This window comes from Roseofilum reptotaenium CS-1145 (assembly GCF_028330985.1).
Lineage (GTDB): Bacteria > Cyanobacteriota > Cyanobacteriia > Cyanobacteriales > Desertifilaceae > Roseofilum > Roseofilum reptotaenium.
This window is the reverse complement of sequence record NZ_JAQMUE010000105.1, coordinates 83,394-101,078: the sequence shown is the minus strand read 5'-3', so window position 1 is coordinate 101,078 and position 17,685 is coordinate 83,394. Positions and strand designations below refer to the sequence as shown.

16 protein-coding genes and 1 other RNA gene are annotated in these 17,685 nt (G+C 44.1%); 4 read left to right on the top strand and 13 right to left on the bottom strand.

Features of this window, described 5'->3' with window-relative positions; translation table 11 throughout:
• Window positions 1–225 precede the first annotated feature (225 nt).
• Window positions 226–614: a transfer-messenger RNA gene (ssrA, locus tag PN466_RS23910) on the bottom strand.
• A 162-nt stretch (window positions 615–776) separates the two neighbouring features.
• On the opposite strand from ssrA, the gene PN466_RS23905 reads away from it, so the two are divergent.
• Window positions 777–1,628: an Npun_R2479 family HD domain-containing metalloprotein gene (locus PN466_RS23905; protein WP_271944711.1), complete on the top strand. Its 852-nt coding sequence runs from the start codon at window positions 777–779 to the stop codon at window positions 1,626–1,628.
• Between the two features lie 9 nt (window positions 1,629–1,637).
• Here PN466_RS23905 and PN466_RS23900 read toward each other — a convergent pair whose 3' ends face one another.
• Window positions 1,638–1,937 (bottom strand): TMEM165/GDT1 family protein, encoded by a 300-nt coding sequence (locus tag PN466_RS23900; protein WP_271944709.1) that lies wholly within the window; start codon window positions 1,935–1,937, stop codon window positions 1,638–1,640.
• A 202-nt stretch (window positions 1,938–2,139) separates the two neighbouring features.
• Window positions 2,140–4,059: a response regulator gene (locus PN466_RS23895; protein ID WP_271944707.1), complete on the bottom strand. Its 1,920-nt coding sequence runs from the start codon at window positions 4,057–4,059 to the stop codon at window positions 2,140–2,142.
• Window positions 4,060–4,282: 223 nt separating this feature from the next.
• Here PN466_RS23895 and PN466_RS23890 point away from each other — a divergent pair, with 223 nt between their 5' ends.
• A complete protein-coding gene (locus PN466_RS23890) occupies window positions 4,283–5,041 on the top strand; it encodes a thioesterase II family protein (RefSeq protein ID WP_271944704.1) in 759 nt (252 codons plus the stop codon).
• On the opposite strand, the gene rsmA is transcribed toward PN466_RS23890, so the two are convergent.
• Together rsmA and PN466_RS23880 are read right to left on the bottom strand one after the other, a co-directional pair.
• Window positions 5,036–5,860, bottom strand: coding sequence for a 16S rRNA (adenine(1518)-N(6)/adenine(1519)-N(6))-dimethyltransferase RsmA (rsmA, locus tag PN466_RS23885; RefSeq protein WP_271944703.1), 825 nt, complete (start codon window positions 5,858–5,860; stop codon window positions 5,036–5,038). The genes PN466_RS23890 and rsmA overlap by 6 nt on opposite strands.
• Before the next feature lie 117 nt (window positions 5,861–5,977).
• Window positions 5,978–7,051: a glycosyltransferase family 1 protein gene (locus tag PN466_RS23880; protein ID WP_271944701.1), complete on the bottom strand. Its 1,074-nt coding sequence runs from the start codon at window positions 7,049–7,051 to the stop codon at window positions 5,978–5,980.
• A 346-nt stretch (window positions 7,052–7,397) separates the two neighbouring features.
• Between PN466_RS23880 and PN466_RS23875 the strand changes: the two genes are divergently transcribed.
• The gene (locus PN466_RS23875; RefSeq protein ID WP_271944699.1) at window positions 7,398–8,186 is read left to right on the top strand and encodes a glutathione S-transferase family protein; all 789 of its coding nucleotides are present in this window, start codon (window positions 7,398–7,400) and stop codon (window positions 8,184–8,186) included.
• A 449-nt stretch (window positions 8,187–8,635) separates the two neighbouring features.
• Here PN466_RS23875 and PN466_RS23870 read toward each other — a convergent pair whose 3' ends face one another.
• The 3 genes from PN466_RS23870 to PN466_RS23860 all read right to left on the bottom strand — a co-directional run bounded on the left by PN466_RS23870 (window position 8,636) and on the right by PN466_RS23860 (window position 12,651).
• Entirely contained in the window at window positions 8,636–10,786 is a 2,151-nt protein-coding gene (locus PN466_RS23870) for a Tex family protein (protein ID WP_271944697.1), read from the bottom strand.
• Between the two features lie 59 nt (window positions 10,787–10,845).
• Window positions 10,846–11,574 carry a RadC family protein gene (gene radC / locus PN466_RS23865; protein ID WP_271944696.1) on the bottom strand — a complete coding sequence of 243 codons (729 nt, stop codon included), beginning with the start codon at window positions 11,572–11,574 and terminating at the stop codon, window positions 10,846–10,848.
• A gap of 120 nt (window positions 11,575–11,694) precedes the next feature.
• Window positions 11,695–12,651, bottom strand: coding sequence for a phosphoribulokinase (locus PN466_RS23860; RefSeq protein WP_271944694.1), 957 nt, complete (start codon window positions 12,649–12,651; stop codon window positions 11,695–11,697).
• Window positions 12,652–12,873: 222 nt separating this feature from the next.
• Between PN466_RS23860 and PN466_RS23855 the strand changes: the two genes are divergently transcribed.
• Window positions 12,874–13,194 carry a cupin domain-containing protein gene (locus PN466_RS23855; RefSeq protein ID WP_271944717.1) on the top strand — a complete coding sequence of 107 codons (321 nt, stop codon included), beginning with the start codon at window positions 12,874–12,876 and terminating at the stop codon, window positions 13,192–13,194.
• A gap of 60 nt (window positions 13,195–13,254) precedes the next feature.
• On the opposite strand, the gene glgA is transcribed toward PN466_RS23855, so the two are convergent.
• From glgA to PN466_RS23830, 5 genes are all read right to left on the bottom strand, one after another.
• Window positions 13,255–14,733 carry a glycogen synthase GlgA gene (gene glgA, locus PN466_RS23850; RefSeq protein ID WP_271944692.1) on the bottom strand — a complete coding sequence of 493 codons (1,479 nt, stop codon included), beginning with the start codon at window positions 14,731–14,733 and terminating at the stop codon, window positions 13,255–13,257.
• Between the two features lie 43 nt (window positions 14,734–14,776).
• Entirely contained in the window at window positions 14,777–15,025 is a 249-nt protein-coding gene (locus PN466_RS23845) for a hypothetical protein (protein ID WP_271944690.1), read from the bottom strand.
• A complete protein-coding gene (locus PN466_RS23840) occupies window positions 15,000–15,236 on the bottom strand; it encodes a photosystem II protein, Psb35-related (RefSeq protein ID WP_271944689.1) in 237 nt (78 codons plus the stop codon). The genes PN466_RS23845 and PN466_RS23840 overlap by 26 nt, the downstream gene beginning before the upstream one ends.
• A 218-nt stretch (window positions 15,237–15,454) precedes the next feature.
• Window positions 15,455–16,318 carry an ABC transporter permease gene (locus PN466_RS23835; protein ID WP_271944715.1) on the bottom strand — a complete coding sequence of 288 codons (864 nt, stop codon included), beginning with the start codon at window positions 16,316–16,318 and terminating at the stop codon, window positions 15,455–15,457.
• Window positions 16,319–16,518: 200 nt separating this feature from the next.
• On the bottom strand, window positions 16,519–17,652 hold the full coding sequence (locus PN466_RS23830; RefSeq protein ID WP_271944687.1) for an ABC transporter substrate-binding protein: 1,134 nt from the start codon (window positions 17,650–17,652) through the stop codon (window positions 16,519–16,521).
• Window positions 17,653–17,685: the final 33 nt, after the last annotated feature.

The window sequence follows — 17,685 nt, the reverse complement described above, 5'->3', positions numbered from 1 at the left end:
TGCTTATGTGATGGTCAGGTGACTGATGTATTGATGGTATTCTATGGCAATGCTTCTATGGATAGATTTTCTCCATTTCTATGACCTATTTACCCTGCACTGTTTTGGAGTGGTGTAGGATGAGTTTAGGTGCAAATTAGGTGTAGCGCTCTTTAATTTTTAAAATAATAGCCATTGCTGACGGCCGAGAGGCTCTGTCCAGCAAAGCTTTTAGGAGTTAATTGTTAATGGAGCTGGGCAGAATCGAACTGCCGTCCGCAATAGCTATTACTCTCTGTTCATTCACAAGCTTATCCCATCTCAATCCTCTGGGCAGGAACCATTCTTGACCCCGAATGGTGGGGATTTCTAGTAAAGTCTTAGCCCTTCAATTGACTAGAAGCTGTTTTAGGGAGCATCCGTTGGGGTTTCACCATAGACCTTAACGGAGTCGGACTATGATGGCTCGCGCCTGTTTGAGGCTAGATTTAGGCTACAGCAGCAGCCTTACGAGCGAAAGGAACGATGTTGTTCGCAGTTACATTTAGTTTGAGCCTTGATTTACGAGAGGGGACTCACTCTCGGCTTGCATCACAGAACAGCTTTCACTATCCCGTCGAAACCATTACAGCCCCGTGCGTGATTCAAGAAACAGATCATGAACACTTAACCCAATTATAACCCCAGCAACCGCTAAACGGCCAAATTTATCCAGAGGACATCTGTTAGCATCTACAATAAAGAAACGACACCAAGTTTATTGATCAAGGTTCCAGAACGGTCTAGCCAGGGACATCATGTTAAACACTACAGAAATTCTCATTAACCATTTTGTTGAGCAAGTTCAAGAAGGATATCGTCGTACCTACGGCGGCTGGAAACATGACTATGAAGATATTATTGGTTGGGCAGCTAATATGGCCTTGGAAAATATCGCTAATAGTGATGCGCTATACCATAATGTAGAACACACGATTTTAGTGACCTTGGTTGGTCAAGAGGTCATTCGAGGACGACATATCCGAGAAGGCGGGGTGTCTTGCGAAGATTGGTTACATTTTATTATTTCTCTGCTCTGTCACGATATTGGCTATGTGCGTGGGGTTTGCCGCCAAGATCAAGAAGGTCTTTATGCGACGGGTAAGGATGGGGCGATGGTTTCTTTACCTCCAGGGGCTTCAGATGCCAGTATGACCCCCTATCATGTAGACCGGGGAAAGTTGTTTATTGAGGAACGGTTTGGCGGTCATAAGTTAATTGATGCGGATGTAATTAAGCGCAATATTGAGTTGACTCGCTTTCCGGTTCCCAATGATAGCGACCATCAAACGACCAGTGATTATCCGGGATTAATTCGGGCAGCGGATTTGATTGGCCAATTGAGCGATCCTCGATATTTGCAAAAAATTAGCGCTCTCTATTATGAGTTTTTGGAAACGGGAGCGGCTAAGGCTCTCAAGTATCGTCATCCAGAGGATTTACGCAATAATTATCCTAAGTTTTATTGGCATGGAGTGTTTCCCTATATTAAGGAGGGACTGGGTTATCTGGAGTTAACTCAAGAAGGGAAGCAAGTGATTGCTAATTTATACGCGAATGTATTCCGGGTGGAACATCAGCCGAATCCGTCTTTGGAGATGATTGTTTAAGGGGAGACTCTAATCGGAATCAAAGTCTTGAGGGATATCTTCTTGGGGCCAGAGTAAACGTACGGCCATGATGGCGAATCCGAGGGCGGCGATCGCCTTTAATAGCTTGGTCGGTAAGATGGCGGCGGTTCCTTCACCGACCATTACCCCAAGAAAACTGGCTAATAATAGAGCAGTCGCTGTGCCCAGAAAGACGGCGCGGGGAGAGCGGGATGTGCCACTGAGGGCGATCGCCGCAACCTGGCTTTTATCTCCTAACTCGGACAAGAATACGGCTGCAAAACTTAAACTCAATAATTGCCAATCCATAGGGTTTGATCTAGTTTTTGACTCAGTCCCATAGTATAGCGCTAGGCGCTAGGCTAGGTGAATCGCATAACTCTAAAATCAGGTCATAGAGGGCTTCGCGCTAGGGAATAGGAAATAGCTTGTATTGATTAGGGTCTAAGGCTTCAAGGTGTACTCCTCTAGAAGAGAGAAGCAGTATCTACCAAACTTCCCACAGCCTAAGTTACTGTTTTTTGGGCCGTTGAGGAAGAGCGATCGCAAAGGTAGTGTGGCCTGGAGTATCTAGACATTTAAGGCTACCCCCATGTTTTTCGACAATAATTTGATAGCTGATGGCCATTCCCATCCCAGTTCCCTTACCGACGGGTTTAGTGGTAAAGAAGGGATCAAAAATGCGAGGTTTAATATTTGCTGGAATCCCCATTCCATTGTCACTAATCTGGATTTGTACTTGAGATAAATCCTGAATCCATTGGGTTTTAATCGCCAGACTATAGGGAAAATTAGGCTGTTCTTTTTCCCCGTGATATCTTTCCTGTAGGGCATCAATACCGTTCATCAGGATTTGCATAAAGGCTTGATTGAGGTCTCCCGCAAAGCAGTCGAGTTTGGGCAATTGACCATAATCTCGTTCGACTTGGATTTCGGAGATATTAACTGGACTCATGTCTGGAGAAGACTGGAGTTTGAGGCGATTATTTAAGATTGTAAGTACACTTTCAATTTCATCATGAATGTCTACGGTTTTGAGTTGAGATTCATCTAAATGGGCGAACCGACGTAATGAGTTAACAATTTTGGTGATTCTTTCGGTTCCGCTTTTCATAGACAGGATGACATTGGGTAAGTCAGTTAGGGTAAAGTCGAGTTCTAGATCGGCAATGAGTTCAGTTAAGGAAGAAGAAGGTACAGGATAGGATTGTTGATAAGCATAATACACTTGAATCAGATCGTGGATGTAGCTTTCTAGGTGGTCGATGTTGCCCGCAATAAAGTTTACTGGGTTGTTGATTTCATGGGATATTCCAGCCACGAGTTGCCCTAGGCTAGACATTTTTTCACTTTGGATCAGTTGGATTTGAGTAGTTTTCAGTTGGTGAAGCGCTTGGGCGAGATCTTGGGCTTGCTGTTGAAGTTGCAGTTCACTTTGTTTACGTTGGATCAGGAAACTGATTTGGCTGGCGATCGCCTGAACGAGGGCAACGATATTTAGTTGACAAGGGGTGATTTGACTTTGGTAAAAGACTAGAATTGCCATCACCTTTTGGTTGACTAAAATGGGCATACCAAAGGCGCATTTTAAGCCAATTTGAAGGGCTAAGGATTGCCGCGTATATAATTCTTCAGGGGCTTGAGTAATATCTTGAATCCATTCTAGAGTCTGATTCTGCCAGATTTTTCCAGGTAGCCCTTCTCCGGCTTGGAACTCTAAGGTAGAACTGAGTTGACAAAAGGGTTTAAGCGTCGGATGAGTAACGAAGGGATTGGGAAGATAGGATAAGGTTTGGGTGTCCTCCTGGGGTAACCAGGCTTCTCCATAATCCCAGAAAATGCGATCGCAAATACTTTTGATGATTTGGGTAATGGCCTTTTCCCAGGTAGAGGCTTGGGTTAAATATTGAGTGACTTCTAACAAGAGTCGCGTTTCTCGCTCTGCTTCTTGGAGTTGATGGTTTTTCTGGAGTAAAATTTGGTTTTTTTCTTGAAGTTGGAGGTTTAACTGAGTTAACTTTAAGTGATGGGCTACTCGCGCCAAGACCTCTTCACCCTGAAATGGTTTAGTAATATAATCTACTGCTCCTACTTCAAACCCTTTTACTTTATCTGCTCCTTCATTTAAGGCGGTCAAAAAAATAACAGGTATTTTTTGGGTTTCGGGATTACGTTTTAATTGTTCACAGAGAGTATATCCGTCCATTTCTGGCATCATGATATCCAGGAGAATTAAATCCGGGACAAATTGAGTGAGACTCGCTAAGGCGAATTTAGCATTAGGGGCGAATCGTACATCATATCCTTCATTTTTCAGTAGAGTTTTCAGCAAGCGCAGGTTTTCAGGTACATCATCAACCACCAGGATTTTGCTGGTTTTGTAACTGAGAATCGCGCTCTCTTCAGGGTTTGTCCTATTGCTATCTGCCATTACTGTAACCCATTGATTTTCTGATCTAATGCTTACTGGGAAGCACTGAGGACTATCTCTCTATCTTAAAGGAGTTCAGAGAATCTAGGGAAGGGAAGACATCACAAGAAACAAAGGTTTATCCGTTAGATCGGGTATTCTACGGTACAATTCAACGAGATCGATATAGATTGGGTTGTCCGATCGCCGATCGCCCTGTGGTTGTTCAATCTGAGTTTATTGTATGGTCGTCTCTCATCCATCAACCCCCTGGGTTATTTCTGCTCCTAAGCGATTTGATGCTCCGTTACGTCTGTTTTGTTTTCCTCCCGCAGGAGCAGGCGCTTTTTTATTTCGTCCTTGGTTAACCTATAGCTCGTCGGAAATTGAAATTCTAGCGATTCAATTGCCAGGGCGAGAACATCGCTTAAAAGAACCTTGCTTCACCCAATTAGATCCATTAATTAAGTCCCTTGCTAAAGCTATTATTCCTCATTTAGAGTTAGGTAAATTCACATTTTTTGGTCATAGTTTGGGAGCCTTAATTGCGTTTGAACTCACCCGTGAACTGCGTCGCCAATGTTCGGTTTTACCGGAACATTTATTTATGTGTGGTCGCCGTGCCGCACATATTCCGATAGAGAATCATCTGTGTTCCCAACCAGATTCTAGTTTGATTGAAGCATTGCGTGAATATGGAGGGACACCGGAGGGGGTTCTACAAAACTCAGATTTAATGGAGTTGTTTTTACCCATTTTTCGTTCAGATTTAACCGTCAATGAACAATATCAGTATCAATTAGAGCCACCATTGGATTTGCCGATCTCGATGTTTGGGGGGATGAATGATACTGTAGCTACGCCAGAACAGTTTGAGCAATGGAATCAGCATACTTCAGGAAAATTTAAATTAAACCTGTTTGAGGGCGGTCATATGTTTTTCAAGGATGATCCTGAGCTATTATTAAAGCCGATCTTTGAACAACTCAATTGTCGTTTATAAGGAACTCTCTTGTAAGACATTACTCAGATTAACCCAATTTTCCAGGCTCAGATCTTCAGCGCGAGCTTGAGGGTTAATGTCAAGTTGTTCTAGAATGGGAGTCAGGCGATTGCTCTCAATCCTCGATTTGAGATTATTGTGTAACATTTTTCGTTTCGAGGAAAAGCCAAGAGTTACAATTTGTTCTAAATGACGGGGGTTGAAGGCCAGTTTTTCCAGAGTTCTGGGAGTTAAGCGAATCACGGCAGATTCAACTTTAGGAGGGGGATAAAAGGCTTTTGGTGGGACAGGACAAATGAGTTCACAATGAGCTAAATATTGCACGCGAACTGATAAGGCCCCAAAGGCTTTGGTACTCGGTCTTGCTACTAGGCGATCGGCTACTTCTTTTTGTACCAAGAGGACAATACTCTCGTAGGTTTTGGGAACTGGAGAAGCAATTTTTCCCAAGAGTTTTTCTAAAATCGGGCCGGTAATATTGTAGGGAATATTAGCTACTACTTTATTAGGGTTTTGAAACAAGGGATAGGTGGAAAGGAGAGCTTCTAACTCTAAGGAAAGGATATCCCCTTGTAAGAGCATAAAGTTTTGAGAGTCTCCTAATTTTTTGATCAGCTTTTTACACAGATCCCGGTCAATTTCCACAGAAACAACAGCTTGTGCATGGGAAATTAATTGACGAGTTAAAATACCGGTTCCTGGGCCAATTTCTAATACTCTATCTGTGGCTTCTAAATCCGATGCTTGAATGATTTTATGTAGAATGGCTTCACTGTTAAGCCAATGTTGAGCAAAGCGTTTGCGGGGTTGAGGATTCATGTTAGAATTTAAACTAATATTGTTCGCATTAAACCAAGAGTTAGAAACTGGAGTTCTTTCTCCAATTCCCGATCATCTTGACTCATCTGTGTTCATCGTATCAATTGAAGATCTTTATCATGGGGAGGGTGAGAGAACTTCCGGAAAGAGGATTTTGGCGATCGCCTCAGCATTACGTTGTTTTCGCCATTGCCAATGATTATCTTGTCCATATTCGTACAGATGGAGAATTGCCCGATCAATTAGTTCAGGAATCTGCTCAAAATTCTCAAAGGTTTCACCAATGGGAGTTGGCCAATTGACCTGGTGCTCGATTACGGGATAATTGGAGGCAATAATATAGCATCCGCAGGAAGCAGCATCGCTGATTACGCCACTGGTACGATAATAATAGCGATCGCGGTCATAATGAATCACCAGGATGTCGATTTCCTGTAAGACCTTTAAATAGTCTTCTTCCTTCGTCGTATCCCGCAGAGTCGCGTTTATATTCTCTAGCTCCTTGGGTTTAGTGCTTAAGGGAGTACCGATAACCAGTTCGCAGTTGGGATGAGTAGCCGTATAAAGGGTAAGCTGTTGAACCAATTTGGCGATTGGTTTATCCGGACGAATCATCCCCACCACCCCAATTTTAATCCGCCGATCTGCGGGTATCCTTTCCCCTGGCTTCAGTTTCGGTTCCACCTCACTCATAATCGGATGGGGAATCACAAACATCGAATCTGGAGGTAATCGGTACGCTTCTGGAATCACACTATCATCAAGTTCTAGCGTAACCACCTTCAAGTTTTTGAACAGGTTTAGATAAGTCCTAAGATACATCAACCCTAGATTTTTGATCCGACTCGACATCGCAAACTGCTGATTCCCATGCAAACTAATCAACACCTCTTTCCCCTGTAGAGCTTGCAGTGCGAGTAAGGGAAGCAGAATCGAGAGATGCTGATTATAGAGTTCAAAAACAAAGATCGTATCCACCTCTTTCGGAAATTGTAGAGCACGAGTCCCCATGGCAATATGGCGATACTCCCGGCGCAACTGGAGTCCCACCTGATAATTCATCGATTGGGTAAATTTCTTCAATCCCTGGGGTAAAGGTGTTTCGAGCGAAACAAACCCAATTTTTTTTCCTGGAGCATAATCTCCAAGTAACAGCAGATCCTTGAGACCATTATGCATCAACGTCAACATATCAAATCCTTAAATGCTTGCCACATATAGGAATTCTAATGTAGTAGAACCCTGTTCTATGGTATTTAATTTGGGGAATAAAACCGTCCCCGAGCGATCGCACACTATTTGATACTGCTACCCCGGTTCCTGGTAGCCGAACCACACGTCCTGCTGGCAATCGATCTATCGCCTTTCCCTTTTACCGCGCAAAGCGCTGTATATGAGGAACGGTGTTGAATCCTCAAAGCTATGTACCAAAAACCTATTCCCTATTCCCTATTCCCTAGCGCTTTGCGCTATAAATGACTTTTTCTGAAGGCGGATCGTGATAGGGTAAGCTTTAAGACTTGCGTTTGTTGGAATCATGTTAGAGCTATACCAATTTGAATTTTCCCAATTTTCTGAGAAAGTTAGACTGATTCTTGATTACAAGGAATTGGAGTACCGTACGATTGAAGTCACTCCAGGGGTGGGACAACTGGAAGTGTTGAAGATTTCTGGACAACGGCAGGTACCAGTACTCAAAGACGGAAGTACGGTGATTTCTGATTCTACAGCGATCGCCCAATATTTGGATCGCCAATACCCAGAAAAGCCGATTATTCCCACCGAACCCCGGCAGCGCGGTTTATGCTTAATGATGGAAGAATGGGCAGATGAGTCTATTGGAGTCAAAAGTCGCAAGGCTCTATATGGTGGATTGAGTCAAGACCAAAGTTTCCGCACCGCCGTTTTACCCAATCCTATTCCTGATTTTGTCAAAACCTTGGTAGGAGCGGTTCCGAAGGAATTATTTCAGGTTTTAGGCTATGGAGTTGGGGCAAGTCCAGAAGAAATTCAGGCGGCACAGGATAGCTTAAAACAGGATTTAGAGGCACTGAGTCTAATTTTAGTGGATCATCCTTATTTGGTGTGCGATCGGCCCACTTTGGCTGATTTAGCAGTCGCTGGACTCAGTATTTTAATTAAGTTCCCTGAAGGCAATTACCTGAATATCCCTGAATCGCTACAAGGTAAAGGGATTCCAGGATTAGCTGATAATCCATCCTATCAACCCTTTTTTGAATGGCGCGATCGCCTCTACTCTAGCATCCGTCAATCTAAATCTACTCCAGCATCAAGTAATTCGCCCACATCTATTGAAATTGAGTAAGGGCTAATGGGCAGTGGTGATTAGTTAAAGCCATAGTGGTGCATTAGAATAGCTCGCTAAAGCTGACTCTGGCTAAGACAAGCGATCGCTAAAAATAGACAGTTAAAAAACAGCTTCTAAGGCGATCGCATTGGCTCCGCCATTAATAGACGGCGCTCATCATTGGGTATTAGGGAGTTTCAAAAACCGGATAAAAATGTTTGAGTTAAACTCTGATACAATTTCTCCATGAAGTTGCGCTTAATAAAAGATGACAGCTATTAAGTAAAACTTAGGTTGTGACAATAATTCTTAAGCGCATTGTTACAGAGAAATGATATGACATCATCGGTCGAAAATTTTCAGCTCACCTTCAATTGGCATACCCATGAATTTTTCTGCGTTAGACGAAATTTCATGAATGTTCATCAAGCAGACCCTTAATAGAGCTATTTGGTTTAAAGTTGGCATTAAACCCTCAAAGACAAACCAATCCGTTTCAACTGCTCATTCACCTCCAAAACCCTCACCTTCACCACTTGTCCTACCTTGACAATATCCTTCGGATCGCTAACAAAATGATCCGCCATTTGGGAAATATGAATTAACCCATCCTGGTGTACTCCGATATCCACAAACGCCCCAAAGTTGACCACATTAGATACCACCCCTTCTAAAATCATCCCCTCTTTCAGGTCTGTAATCTCGTTGATGCCCTCCCTAAAGGTTGCGTATTCAAATTTGGCTCTGGGGTCGCGACCGGGCTTTTGAAGCTCATTAATAATGTCTTTGAGTGTGGGTAATCCGATCGCCTCCGTCCTATACTTTTGTAAATCAATTTTACCGACCCGATCCGCAATTTCACTAATTTGCGCCAATGGCAACTTCAGATCCTTCACCATCTGTTGCACAATGCCATAACTTTCTGGATGCACCGCCGTATTGTCTAATGGATTATCTCCCTCTCGAATTCGCAGAAAACCCGCCGCTTGCTCAAACGCTTTTGGCCCTAACTTCGGCACTTTCAGCAACTGGCGACGGTTTTTAAACGCTCCATTTTCGTCGCGGAACTTGACCACATTCTTGGCAATAGTTGGCGTAATTCCCGACACAAAAGACAACAGTTGTATCGAAGCTGTATTCAAATCGACACCCACATAATTCACGCAACTCTCTACGGTTTCATCCAACTGTTTTTTGAGCAATTTCTGATTGACATCATGCTGATATTGCCCCACCCCAATCGATTTGGGATCAAGTTTCACCAATTCCGCCAACGGATCTTGCAACCGCCGACCAATACTAATTGCACCACGAACCGTCACATCTAAATCAGGAAATTCTTCTCGCGCCAAATCGCTGGCTGAATAAATCGAAGCACCTGATTCATTTACCATTACCTTAATCGGTTTGCGCTCTAAAGTCTTCAGCACATCTGTTACAAATTGATCGGTTTCGCGAGACGCTGTACCATTGCCGATCGCAATCAACTCTATGTTATATTTCTCGATGAGCCGGATCATAACCTTGGCGGCTTCCTGCTTTTGGCGCTCTCCCTGGTGGGGAAAAATCGCCTGATACTCCAAAAACTTCGCCGTTTCGTCCAATACGGCTACCTTACATCCCGTACGAAATCCTGGATCAATTGCCAATGTCGGTTTCATTCCAGCCGGAGGAGAGAGTAACAGTTCGCGCAAGTTCGTTTCAAACGTTTGGATAGATTCAATATCGGCTGCCAATTTACACTCAGCACGAATATCCGACGTTAGAGACGGCTTCATCAACCGATTAAAGCTATCTTCAATCGCCTCCTGAAACCAGGGACGCAATGCCCGGTTGCGGGTACGCAGAATCTGACTTTCTAAGTTCTCTAGGATTTTATCGCGATCGCCATCAAGATCCAGCTTTAAAACCTTTTCCTCTTCTCCCCGAAACAGAGCCAACAAATTATGGGCGGCCATTTTACTCACTGGAGCGCTATAATTGCGATACATCTCATATTTTGTCGTTCCCTCCGGATAATCCTTCTTAATTTGGGAAACAAATGCCCCCGTTTTAATCATTTGCTCCCGCACTTGCGTCCGTAAAGTAGCCGTTTCCGCAATTTGTTCCGCAATAATATCACTCGCTCCTTTGAGCGCCTCTTCTACAGTTTCCACCCCTTTTTCTGAGTTTAAATAGGGTTGGGCTAATTCTTCCAAAGACGAGACCGAGCCTTGAGACGTATTCAAATCTTGCAGCAGTTGTGCCAGGGGTTCGAGTCCCTTTTCTTTCGCAATAGTCGCGCGAGTCCTGCGTTTCGGTTTATAGGGCAAATAAAGGTCTTCGAGTTCCATTTTTTGCTGACAGTTTTCGATTTTTCCCTTGAGATCCTCTGTCAGTTTTCCCTGGCTCTCAATCGACTCTAAAATTGTCTTTTTCCGTGCTTCCAGCTCCGACAGATAAACGGAGCTATCGGCAATTTCTCGCAACTGTACTTCATCAAGCGATCCGGTTCGTTCTTTTCGATAGCGAGCAATAAAAGGAATCGTTGCCCCTTCTTGCAACAGTTGCAGGACATTCTCGACTTGAGAGAGATTCAACTCTAATTCTTGGGCGATTTGTTGCGGAATTTGTAGCATAATTAATTGAGTTTAGAATTATATATTCAGTAGGATAGGTAATGCTAAAATTATAAAGCTTAACCAAACTCTTGATAATCATCCCATAAATCCGTAGTTTGCCGCAAACTCTGATGGGAACCCTGACCTAAAATCAGGTGGTCTAACAACGGAATACCCAATAACTGAGCCGCCTGCAATAACTGTTTGGTTAGCTCAATATCTTCCTCACTCGGTTCTGTGCTTCCTGTGGGATGATTATGGGCAATAATCAAACGACTAGCTCCTTGACGAATTACTTCCCGAAAAATTTCCCTCGGATGAGCCAAGGTTTCCGTCGCTGTACCAATAGTAATAACTTTAGTGGCTAAAACTTGGTTTTTAACATCTAAGGATAAAACCGCAAATTTTTCTTGATTTTGCCACATCAACTCATGACTTAAGGCTGCCGCAGCTTCATCAGGACTATTAATTTCTCGCTTAACCGGGCGACATTCAAACACCCGTTTTCCTAACTCTATCGCTGCTAAAATAGTTGTTGCTTTAGCTGGGCCAATACCATGAATTTTAGTTAATTCTTGAGGACTAATATCACGCAGAACTTCTAGGGCGTTGCGCTGACTTTCGCTTAACTCTTGTAACAGATGTTGCCCTAATCCCATGGCTGATAATTTGCCTTTTCCTTGCCCAGTTGCTAATAAAATCGCAATTAATTCTGCTGTAGTCAAATGACTGGCTCCCTGCTCAATGAGGCGCTCTCGCGGGCGTTCGCTAGTGGGCAGATCCAGCATCCGAATGCTGTAGGTCATTTCAATTCAAAATTTAGAGAGAGATAGGGGGAAATCAAAAGGAATTATCCCATTTTCTGTGCAGTGGAAATGGGAGACAAGGGGCTGGGGACCCCTTATTTAAGGGAGCATTATGGAAATTCACTCACCAACATGGGCGGCTTTCAACATATGATAAGTAATCAATAGTTGGGTGAGTGCTAAGGGGTAACTTTGCAGAATCTCGCCAGTTGTGCCCACCAACTTACCAATTTCTTCATTCCCCTCTAAACTACAGAATTTGCCTAAATAAGGCACATCATGACAGAGGATTTTTTCCAGTTCTTTGACTTGTTCGCTGTTGGCATGACCATCTACTTCTAAGACATCAACGGGTTTATTCATGTCCCGGTCTAATTCGAGACGAATAGCAGAACTCAGGTGCGATCGGCTAGGTTCTAAAATACCGGTAAAATCAGGATGGGGAATAGTGGGGCGCATCACTAAACGCACATTTAATAATAGGTCATTTTCTTCGGTACGATCTTCTGGGGGATAGAAACTAACGACAATATCTGACCATTGGCGTTGCGGACGGATAAATTGCTCTGAGTCAGGTTCCCGTTTGCGTAATTGTTCAATCACTTGCTCTTCTGTATATCCGCGTTTGCGCGTATCGCGCTTAACTTTCCATTGACCGCGTATCTCCTCTGGAGGAGCAAGGTATACTTTAACATCAAAGCTGTCTCTGGCAATGCGGGTGGAATAACCCAAGAGTCCTTCAACAATTACGAATCGTTTGGGTTCGATATATTCGGGAGGATCGAACATCCCAGTATGGTGATTATAAATGGGTTTGAGGATGGGTTGACCGGTTCGCAATAGCCCTAGATGTTGTTGAATAATATCGAGATAGTTACAATCGGGGTGCAGTGCAGAGATGCCCATTTCTGCCCGTTGTTTACGGTCATATCGGTGGTAGTCATCTGTACAAATAACGGTAACAGTGTCTTCTCCAAGAGCTTGAGCGATTCCTTTGGTTAAAGTGGTTTTACCAGCAGCGCTATCACCAACAATACCCAGTAGAATGGGGCGGTTAGAACGGTTACGAGTGGACATGATTTAGGAGTTACTAAGTCTAGGGATTAAGTTGCCTTATGATACCATGAATGGGCAATGGGCATTCGTCATAAGTTAAGGCTGTAAGCTGGTTGTCAAAGGACGAGGGAATAGGGAATAGGGAATAGGGAATAGGAAAAAACCGTTTTTACCTTTTCCTTGCATCGTCCATAAATAGTGTTCTCGAATTTTTTTGACCCTGTAAAATGAGTATTGATGATGATGAATAACCTTTTTCAGTTACCCCATCCCTTACCTAATACTGAACAGTTTGAATCTCTGCACCAGAGTGAAAATCTATTAATTGAACGGATTATTTCTACGGGACAAACTACCCCAGAAGGGCAATGGTATGACCAAGAACAAGATGAATGGGTGGTGTTGCTACAAGGGAAGGCACAACTGATGTATGAGGATAATTCTATTGTCCATTTATGTCCTGGAGATTGGGTATTTATTCCTGCTCATCAACGCCATCGAGTCAGTTATACCAGTAGCGAACCGCCTTGTATTTGGTTGGCTATTCATGGACTATTATCGTAGGGATTAGTAGGGGCAAAAAAATTTTGCTCCTACTACTCACCTCGTTTTACTCCGGCTCAACTATTTGTGACGGATATAGTCGTAGAGTCCTAGATATTGACTACCGGGATTTTTCCAAGAATAATCGTAGGCCATACCCTGAAGAACTAATTTTTGAAATTCTTTGGGATACTCATACCATAAACCGATCGCTCGATCCATGGCTGATTCGAGGGCTTCATAGTCTGTTTGATAGAATACATAACCATTTCGCTCTTCTAGCGGTTTTTCCGTATCGTAATCCCGGTCGAATACGGTATTTTGTAAGCCTCCTACCCCACGCACAATGGGCACAGTGCCATATTCCAAACCAATCATCTGGGTTAAGCCACAGGGTTCGTAGTTACTGGGAACGACAATCATATCTGCACCTGCATAGATTAAGTGGGATAATTCTTCGTTAAAGCCCAGCTCTAAATGGCAATTTGCATTTTCGTTCAAAAATAGCTTTTCATGCCAGAACCAGTCATTAATCCCTTGCTCTGTTGCCGATCCAAGTAAGACAAATTGCGCTCCCCGATGCAGGGCATAATAGATGGCATGGTGAACTAGATGCACTCCTTTTTGATCGTCTAGGCGACCGATAAAGGCAATGAGTGGTTTGTTATCATCATGGGCTAACCAAAGCTGCTCTCGCAATGCTTTCTTATTTTTGGCTTTGTTGTTGATGGTTTTCGCTGTGTAACGATAGGGGATAAAGCGATCGACTTCTGGATTCCATACATCATAGTCAATCCCGTTGAGAACCCCACCAAATTTATAGTTGTGCAATTCTAGGGTATGTCCTAAGCCATAGCTGATATCGGAATGGCGAGCTTCCCAGGCATGGTGAGGGGAAACGGTGTTAACAAAATTAGAATAGACGATACCCCCTTTCATCATGTTAAGGGCAAAGGGATTAAAATTATCTTGGAGGCGATCGTAGTCAAAATAATGGGACTCTCGATTGAGTCCTGTTGCCCAAAGTGTATCTACCCCACCAATGCCTTGGTGCTTAAAGTTGTGGATGGTATAGCAAACTCGTTGATTGTCCATGCCATGATATTGATACATTTCATAGAGCAGGACGGGTACCAAACCGGTTTGCCAGTCATGACAATGGATGATATCGGGACGCTTGTTGGTTCTGAGGAGGAATTCTAGAGCGGCTTTGGAGAAGAAGGCAAAGCGCATGTTATCGTCTTTGCAACCATAGTAGCAGCCGCGATTGAAGAAGAGGTCATCTGAGTGGGGATCGATGAAGAAACATAAGCGCCCATGAACCCAACCACACATGACATCGCAGGAAATGGCAGCTCCATACCAAGGAACTTTCAGATCGTGATAGGCTTCGTGCAAACCCCAAATTTGGTCGTAGCGCATACAGTCGTATTTGGGGAGGATGATTTCTACACCTATCCCTCGAAGTTCCAATTCTCGACTCAGTCCATAAACGACATCCCCTAAACCTCCAGCTTTGATGACTGGAGCGCATTCAGAGGCGATCTGCACGATGTACATATTCACTCCTGGGTTCACAAAAGTTTATTATCTCTGCTTTTATTCAAACACGAAGTTGGGGAATGGGGAATGGGAATGGGGGATAGGGAATGGGGAATGGGCAATAGGGAATAGGGAGTTCTCTGTATCTGCGTGTCCTGGTATCCCGGTGTCTCCGTATTCCCCTACTGGGAATGGGCATAAAAAAGGCTAACTCCTTTTCGGGAGTTAGCGTGAGGGAATGGAGGTGAGTACGGGCAGCAAAGGTACTCACGCGACTCGGATAATTAGCGTGCCAGGCTGTTGCTGCCATAGGTATCTAGGCTATATCCAGGGATGCGGTTGGTGTAGTCGGTTTCTTTACCGGTTACGGATTTGGCGATGCTGTTGAAGCCGTCGGAATTCCAATTACGTTCGTGGATAGATTTGGTTTGTTCTCCCATGAAGTAGGCTTGAGTTCCGATGACGGAAACAGCGACCCAACCAGCGATGAAGAGTAAGGAAAGAATAACTAAGTTAACCATGATGTTCTCCTTTGTGTGAACTTTTGTTTCTTATCTTGTAAACTAATGTAACAAAATATTGCAATATTTGTCAACATGATTTAAGTCACAATGGAGTGTGATGGCGATCGCCATCAGTCCAGTCAACAGGCTTGCATTAAAAATGATGGGTCTGGCCCATCATCCTCACTCTGGCTGAATTTTCCCCATTTCTCGGTATCTGGAGCGTTTCCCCATCTCTAGGCTTGGGGGGTGGGGTCTCCATATTTGATTAAAAGGGCGATCGCCAAACTGACGGCTAAAATCACCACCATACTTAATGCCGAGCCAAATCCCCAGTTCTGAGTCGCGCCGAGAAACTGGTTGTAAATCAAGCGAGCTGCGGTCATACTGGATGCGCCTCCGAGCAGTTCCGGATTGACAAAATCGCCTAAACTACTGATAAAGACCAATAAACTCCCGGCTGCAATCCCTTGAAAGGTTTGGGGCACAGTAATTTTCCAGAATCCTTCTATGGGGGTTGCGCCCAAATCGGCGGAAGCTTCTAATAACCGTTTGTCGAGCTTTTCTAGTGCGGCATAGAGAATTAAGACCATGTAGGGCAAAAAGCTATAACTCATGCCAATGAGAACGGCTGGCCATTCATTGAGGATGGTTAAGGGGGGCAGGCCAACACTGGTGATAATACTATTAAATACCCCCGTGCGTCGGAGAATGGTAATCCAGGCGTAGGAGCGCAGTAGGGAAGAAGTCCAGAGGGGAAGGACAAAGCCCAAGAGAATTAAGTTTTGCCAGCGTTTGGGGGCGTTGAGGGCGATCCAATAGGCAACGGGAAAACCCAAGAGTAGACAAATAATAGTTGTGCCGATCGCAAAAAAGAGCGATCGCCCAATCACTTGCAGATAAACCGGTTCAAACACCCGCAAATAATTTTCCAATCCCGAAGGATTCACCACATCCCCAGGTCGAATATTGGGCACTAAACTTAACTCAAAAATCACCAGAGTCGGTAGCACTAAGAGCATCAAGAGCCACAAACCAGCAGGCCCTAGGAGAACACTGGGGCCAATCAAAGTTGACCAACGGCGTTTAGGAGTCGGCATTTCAGTTGAGTTGGATTCAGAAGGAACAATTGGGGGAGAGGGAGACATACCAGAAGTTACGGCTAATGTAGATTATAGGGAATGGGGGAATGGGGGAATGGGGGAATGGGGGAAGATATAACCGTAAATCAAGGCTTTGAGCATTTAATTGACATCAAACATAAGGCGAGAAATTTTAGCTTTAATGTTTCACGGATCATTTAACTACTGGTTAATCGAGTCCAATAGCGGTCATAGAGTTGGGCAATATCCTCTTTTACGGGTGAAACACTTTCACAGTTAGCCAACACCTCTGGAGCGGGAAATAGGGTCGCATCCTGTTGGATCTCTTCTGGTAATTGCTCATAAGCTACTCGGTTAGCTGTGGCAAAACTAAGGCGCTTGGTAATTTCGGCAGCGACCGTTGGTTGCAGCATAAAATTAATCCAAGCATAGGCTCCATCAGGATTGGGGGCTGTTTTGGGAATCACTAAGGTATCGGTCCATAGAGAAGAGCCATTTTTAGGGATCACATAGCCTAAGTTTTCATCCTCTTCCATAATTTCACTGGCATCCACGGAATAACCCATGGCAATTTTCAGATCGCCGGTTAAAATCTGGGGTCGCCAAGCATCGGAGGTAAATGAGGCGATCGCCGGTTTCAGTTCCACTAACGCTTCATAGGCTTCTTCAATTTCCTGGGCATCTTGGGAATTTAAGGAATAGCCCAAGTGTTTTAATGTGGCCCCCATCACTTCCCGAACATCGTTGAGCATCGTCACTTGGCGACTCAATTGCGATTGATTCTGCCATAAATATTCCCAATTTTCCGGTTCTCCATTTAAGGCTTGGCGATTATAAATTAACCCCGTTGTTCCCCAACTAACGGGGATACTATGACCGTTTCCAGGGTCATAGGGCGGATTCTGATAATTTTCAAAAAGCTGATTTAATCCTTCAATGCGACCGAGATCCAGGGGAGTTAATAAATCATCCTCCACCATTTTTAGCACCATATAATCCGAGGGATAAATGATACTATATGCCCCACCACCACCAGCTAAAATTTTAGCCAGCATCGCCTCATTAGAATCAAACACATCGGCGATTACCTGAATCCCGGTTTGCTGCTCAAACTGAGCGAGCAAATTGTCATCGGTATAGCCTGCCCAAGTAAAAATATAGAGCCGATTACTGTCTCCTCTTTCCACTGTGCGAGTTTGCACATCAGCTAACGTCCAACCACAGGACGATAATCCTAAACCGGCTAAGGCGGCTGTTGTCCCCTGCAAGAAGCGGCGACGGTTAAGAGAGCGAGAGTGAAAAAGACGATTGAGCTTATCCTGTTGACTCATGGGCAACCCTTCGTTCCATAAAATTGTAGATAG

Bases quoted from the DNA above. Each gene is read 5' to 3' on its own strand.
- PN466_RS23890 (WP_271944704.1), top strand. From the start codon at position 4,283: ATGGTCGTCTCTCATCCATCAACCCCCTGGGTTATTTCTGCTCCTAAG.
- PN466_RS23835 (WP_271944715.1), bottom strand. From the start codon at position 16,318: ATGCCGACTCCTAAACGCCGTTGGTCAACTTTGATTGGCCCCAGTGTT.
- PN466_RS23860 (WP_271944694.1), bottom strand. From the start codon at position 12,651: ATGTCCACTCGTAACCGTTCTAACCGCCCCATTCTACTGGGTATTGTT.
- PN466_RS23830 (WP_271944687.1), bottom strand. From the start codon at position 17,652: ATGAGTCAACAGGATAAGCTCAATCGTCTTTTTCACTCTCGCTCTCTT.
- PN466_RS23870 (WP_271944697.1), bottom strand. From the start codon at position 10,786: ATGCTACAAATTCCGCAACAAATCGCCCAAGAATTAGAGTTGAATCTC.
- glgA (WP_271944692.1), bottom strand. From the start codon at position 14,733: ATGTACATCGTGCAGATCGCCTCTGAATGCGCTCCAGTCATCAAAGCT.
- PN466_RS23855 (WP_271944717.1), top strand. From the start codon at position 12,874: ATGAATAACCTTTTTCAGTTACCCCATCCCTTACCTAATACTGAACAG.
- PN466_RS23840 (WP_271944689.1), bottom strand. From the start codon at position 15,236: ATGGTTAACTTAGTTATTCTTTCCTTACTCTTCATCGCTGGTTGGGTC.
- PN466_RS23900 (WP_271944709.1), bottom strand. From the start codon at position 1,937: ATGGATTGGCAATTATTGAGTTTAAGTTTTGCAGCCGTATTCTTGTCC.
- rsmA (WP_271944703.1), bottom strand. From the start codon at position 5,860: ATGAATCCTCAACCCCGCAAACGCTTTGCTCAACATTGGCTTAACAGT.
- PN466_RS23905 (WP_271944711.1), top strand. From the start codon at position 777: ATGTTAAACACTACAGAAATTCTCATTAACCATTTTGTTGAGCAAGTT.
- PN466_RS23845 (WP_271944690.1), bottom strand. From the start codon at position 15,025: ATGGCAGCAACAGCCTGGCACGCTAATTATCCGAGTCGCGTGAGTACC.
- PN466_RS23875 (WP_271944699.1), top strand. From the start codon at position 7,398: ATGTTAGAGCTATACCAATTTGAATTTTCCCAATTTTCTGAGAAAGTT.
- radC (WP_271944696.1), bottom strand. From the start codon at position 11,574: ATGACCTACAGCATTCGGATGCTGGATCTGCCCACTAGCGAACGCCCG.
- PN466_RS23895 (WP_271944707.1), bottom strand. From the start codon at position 4,059: ATGGCAGATAGCAATAGGACAAACCCTGAAGAGAGCGCGATTCTCAGT.
- PN466_RS23880 (WP_271944701.1), bottom strand. From the start codon at position 7,051: ATGTTGACGTTGATGCATAATGGTCTCAAGGATCTGCTGTTACTTGGA.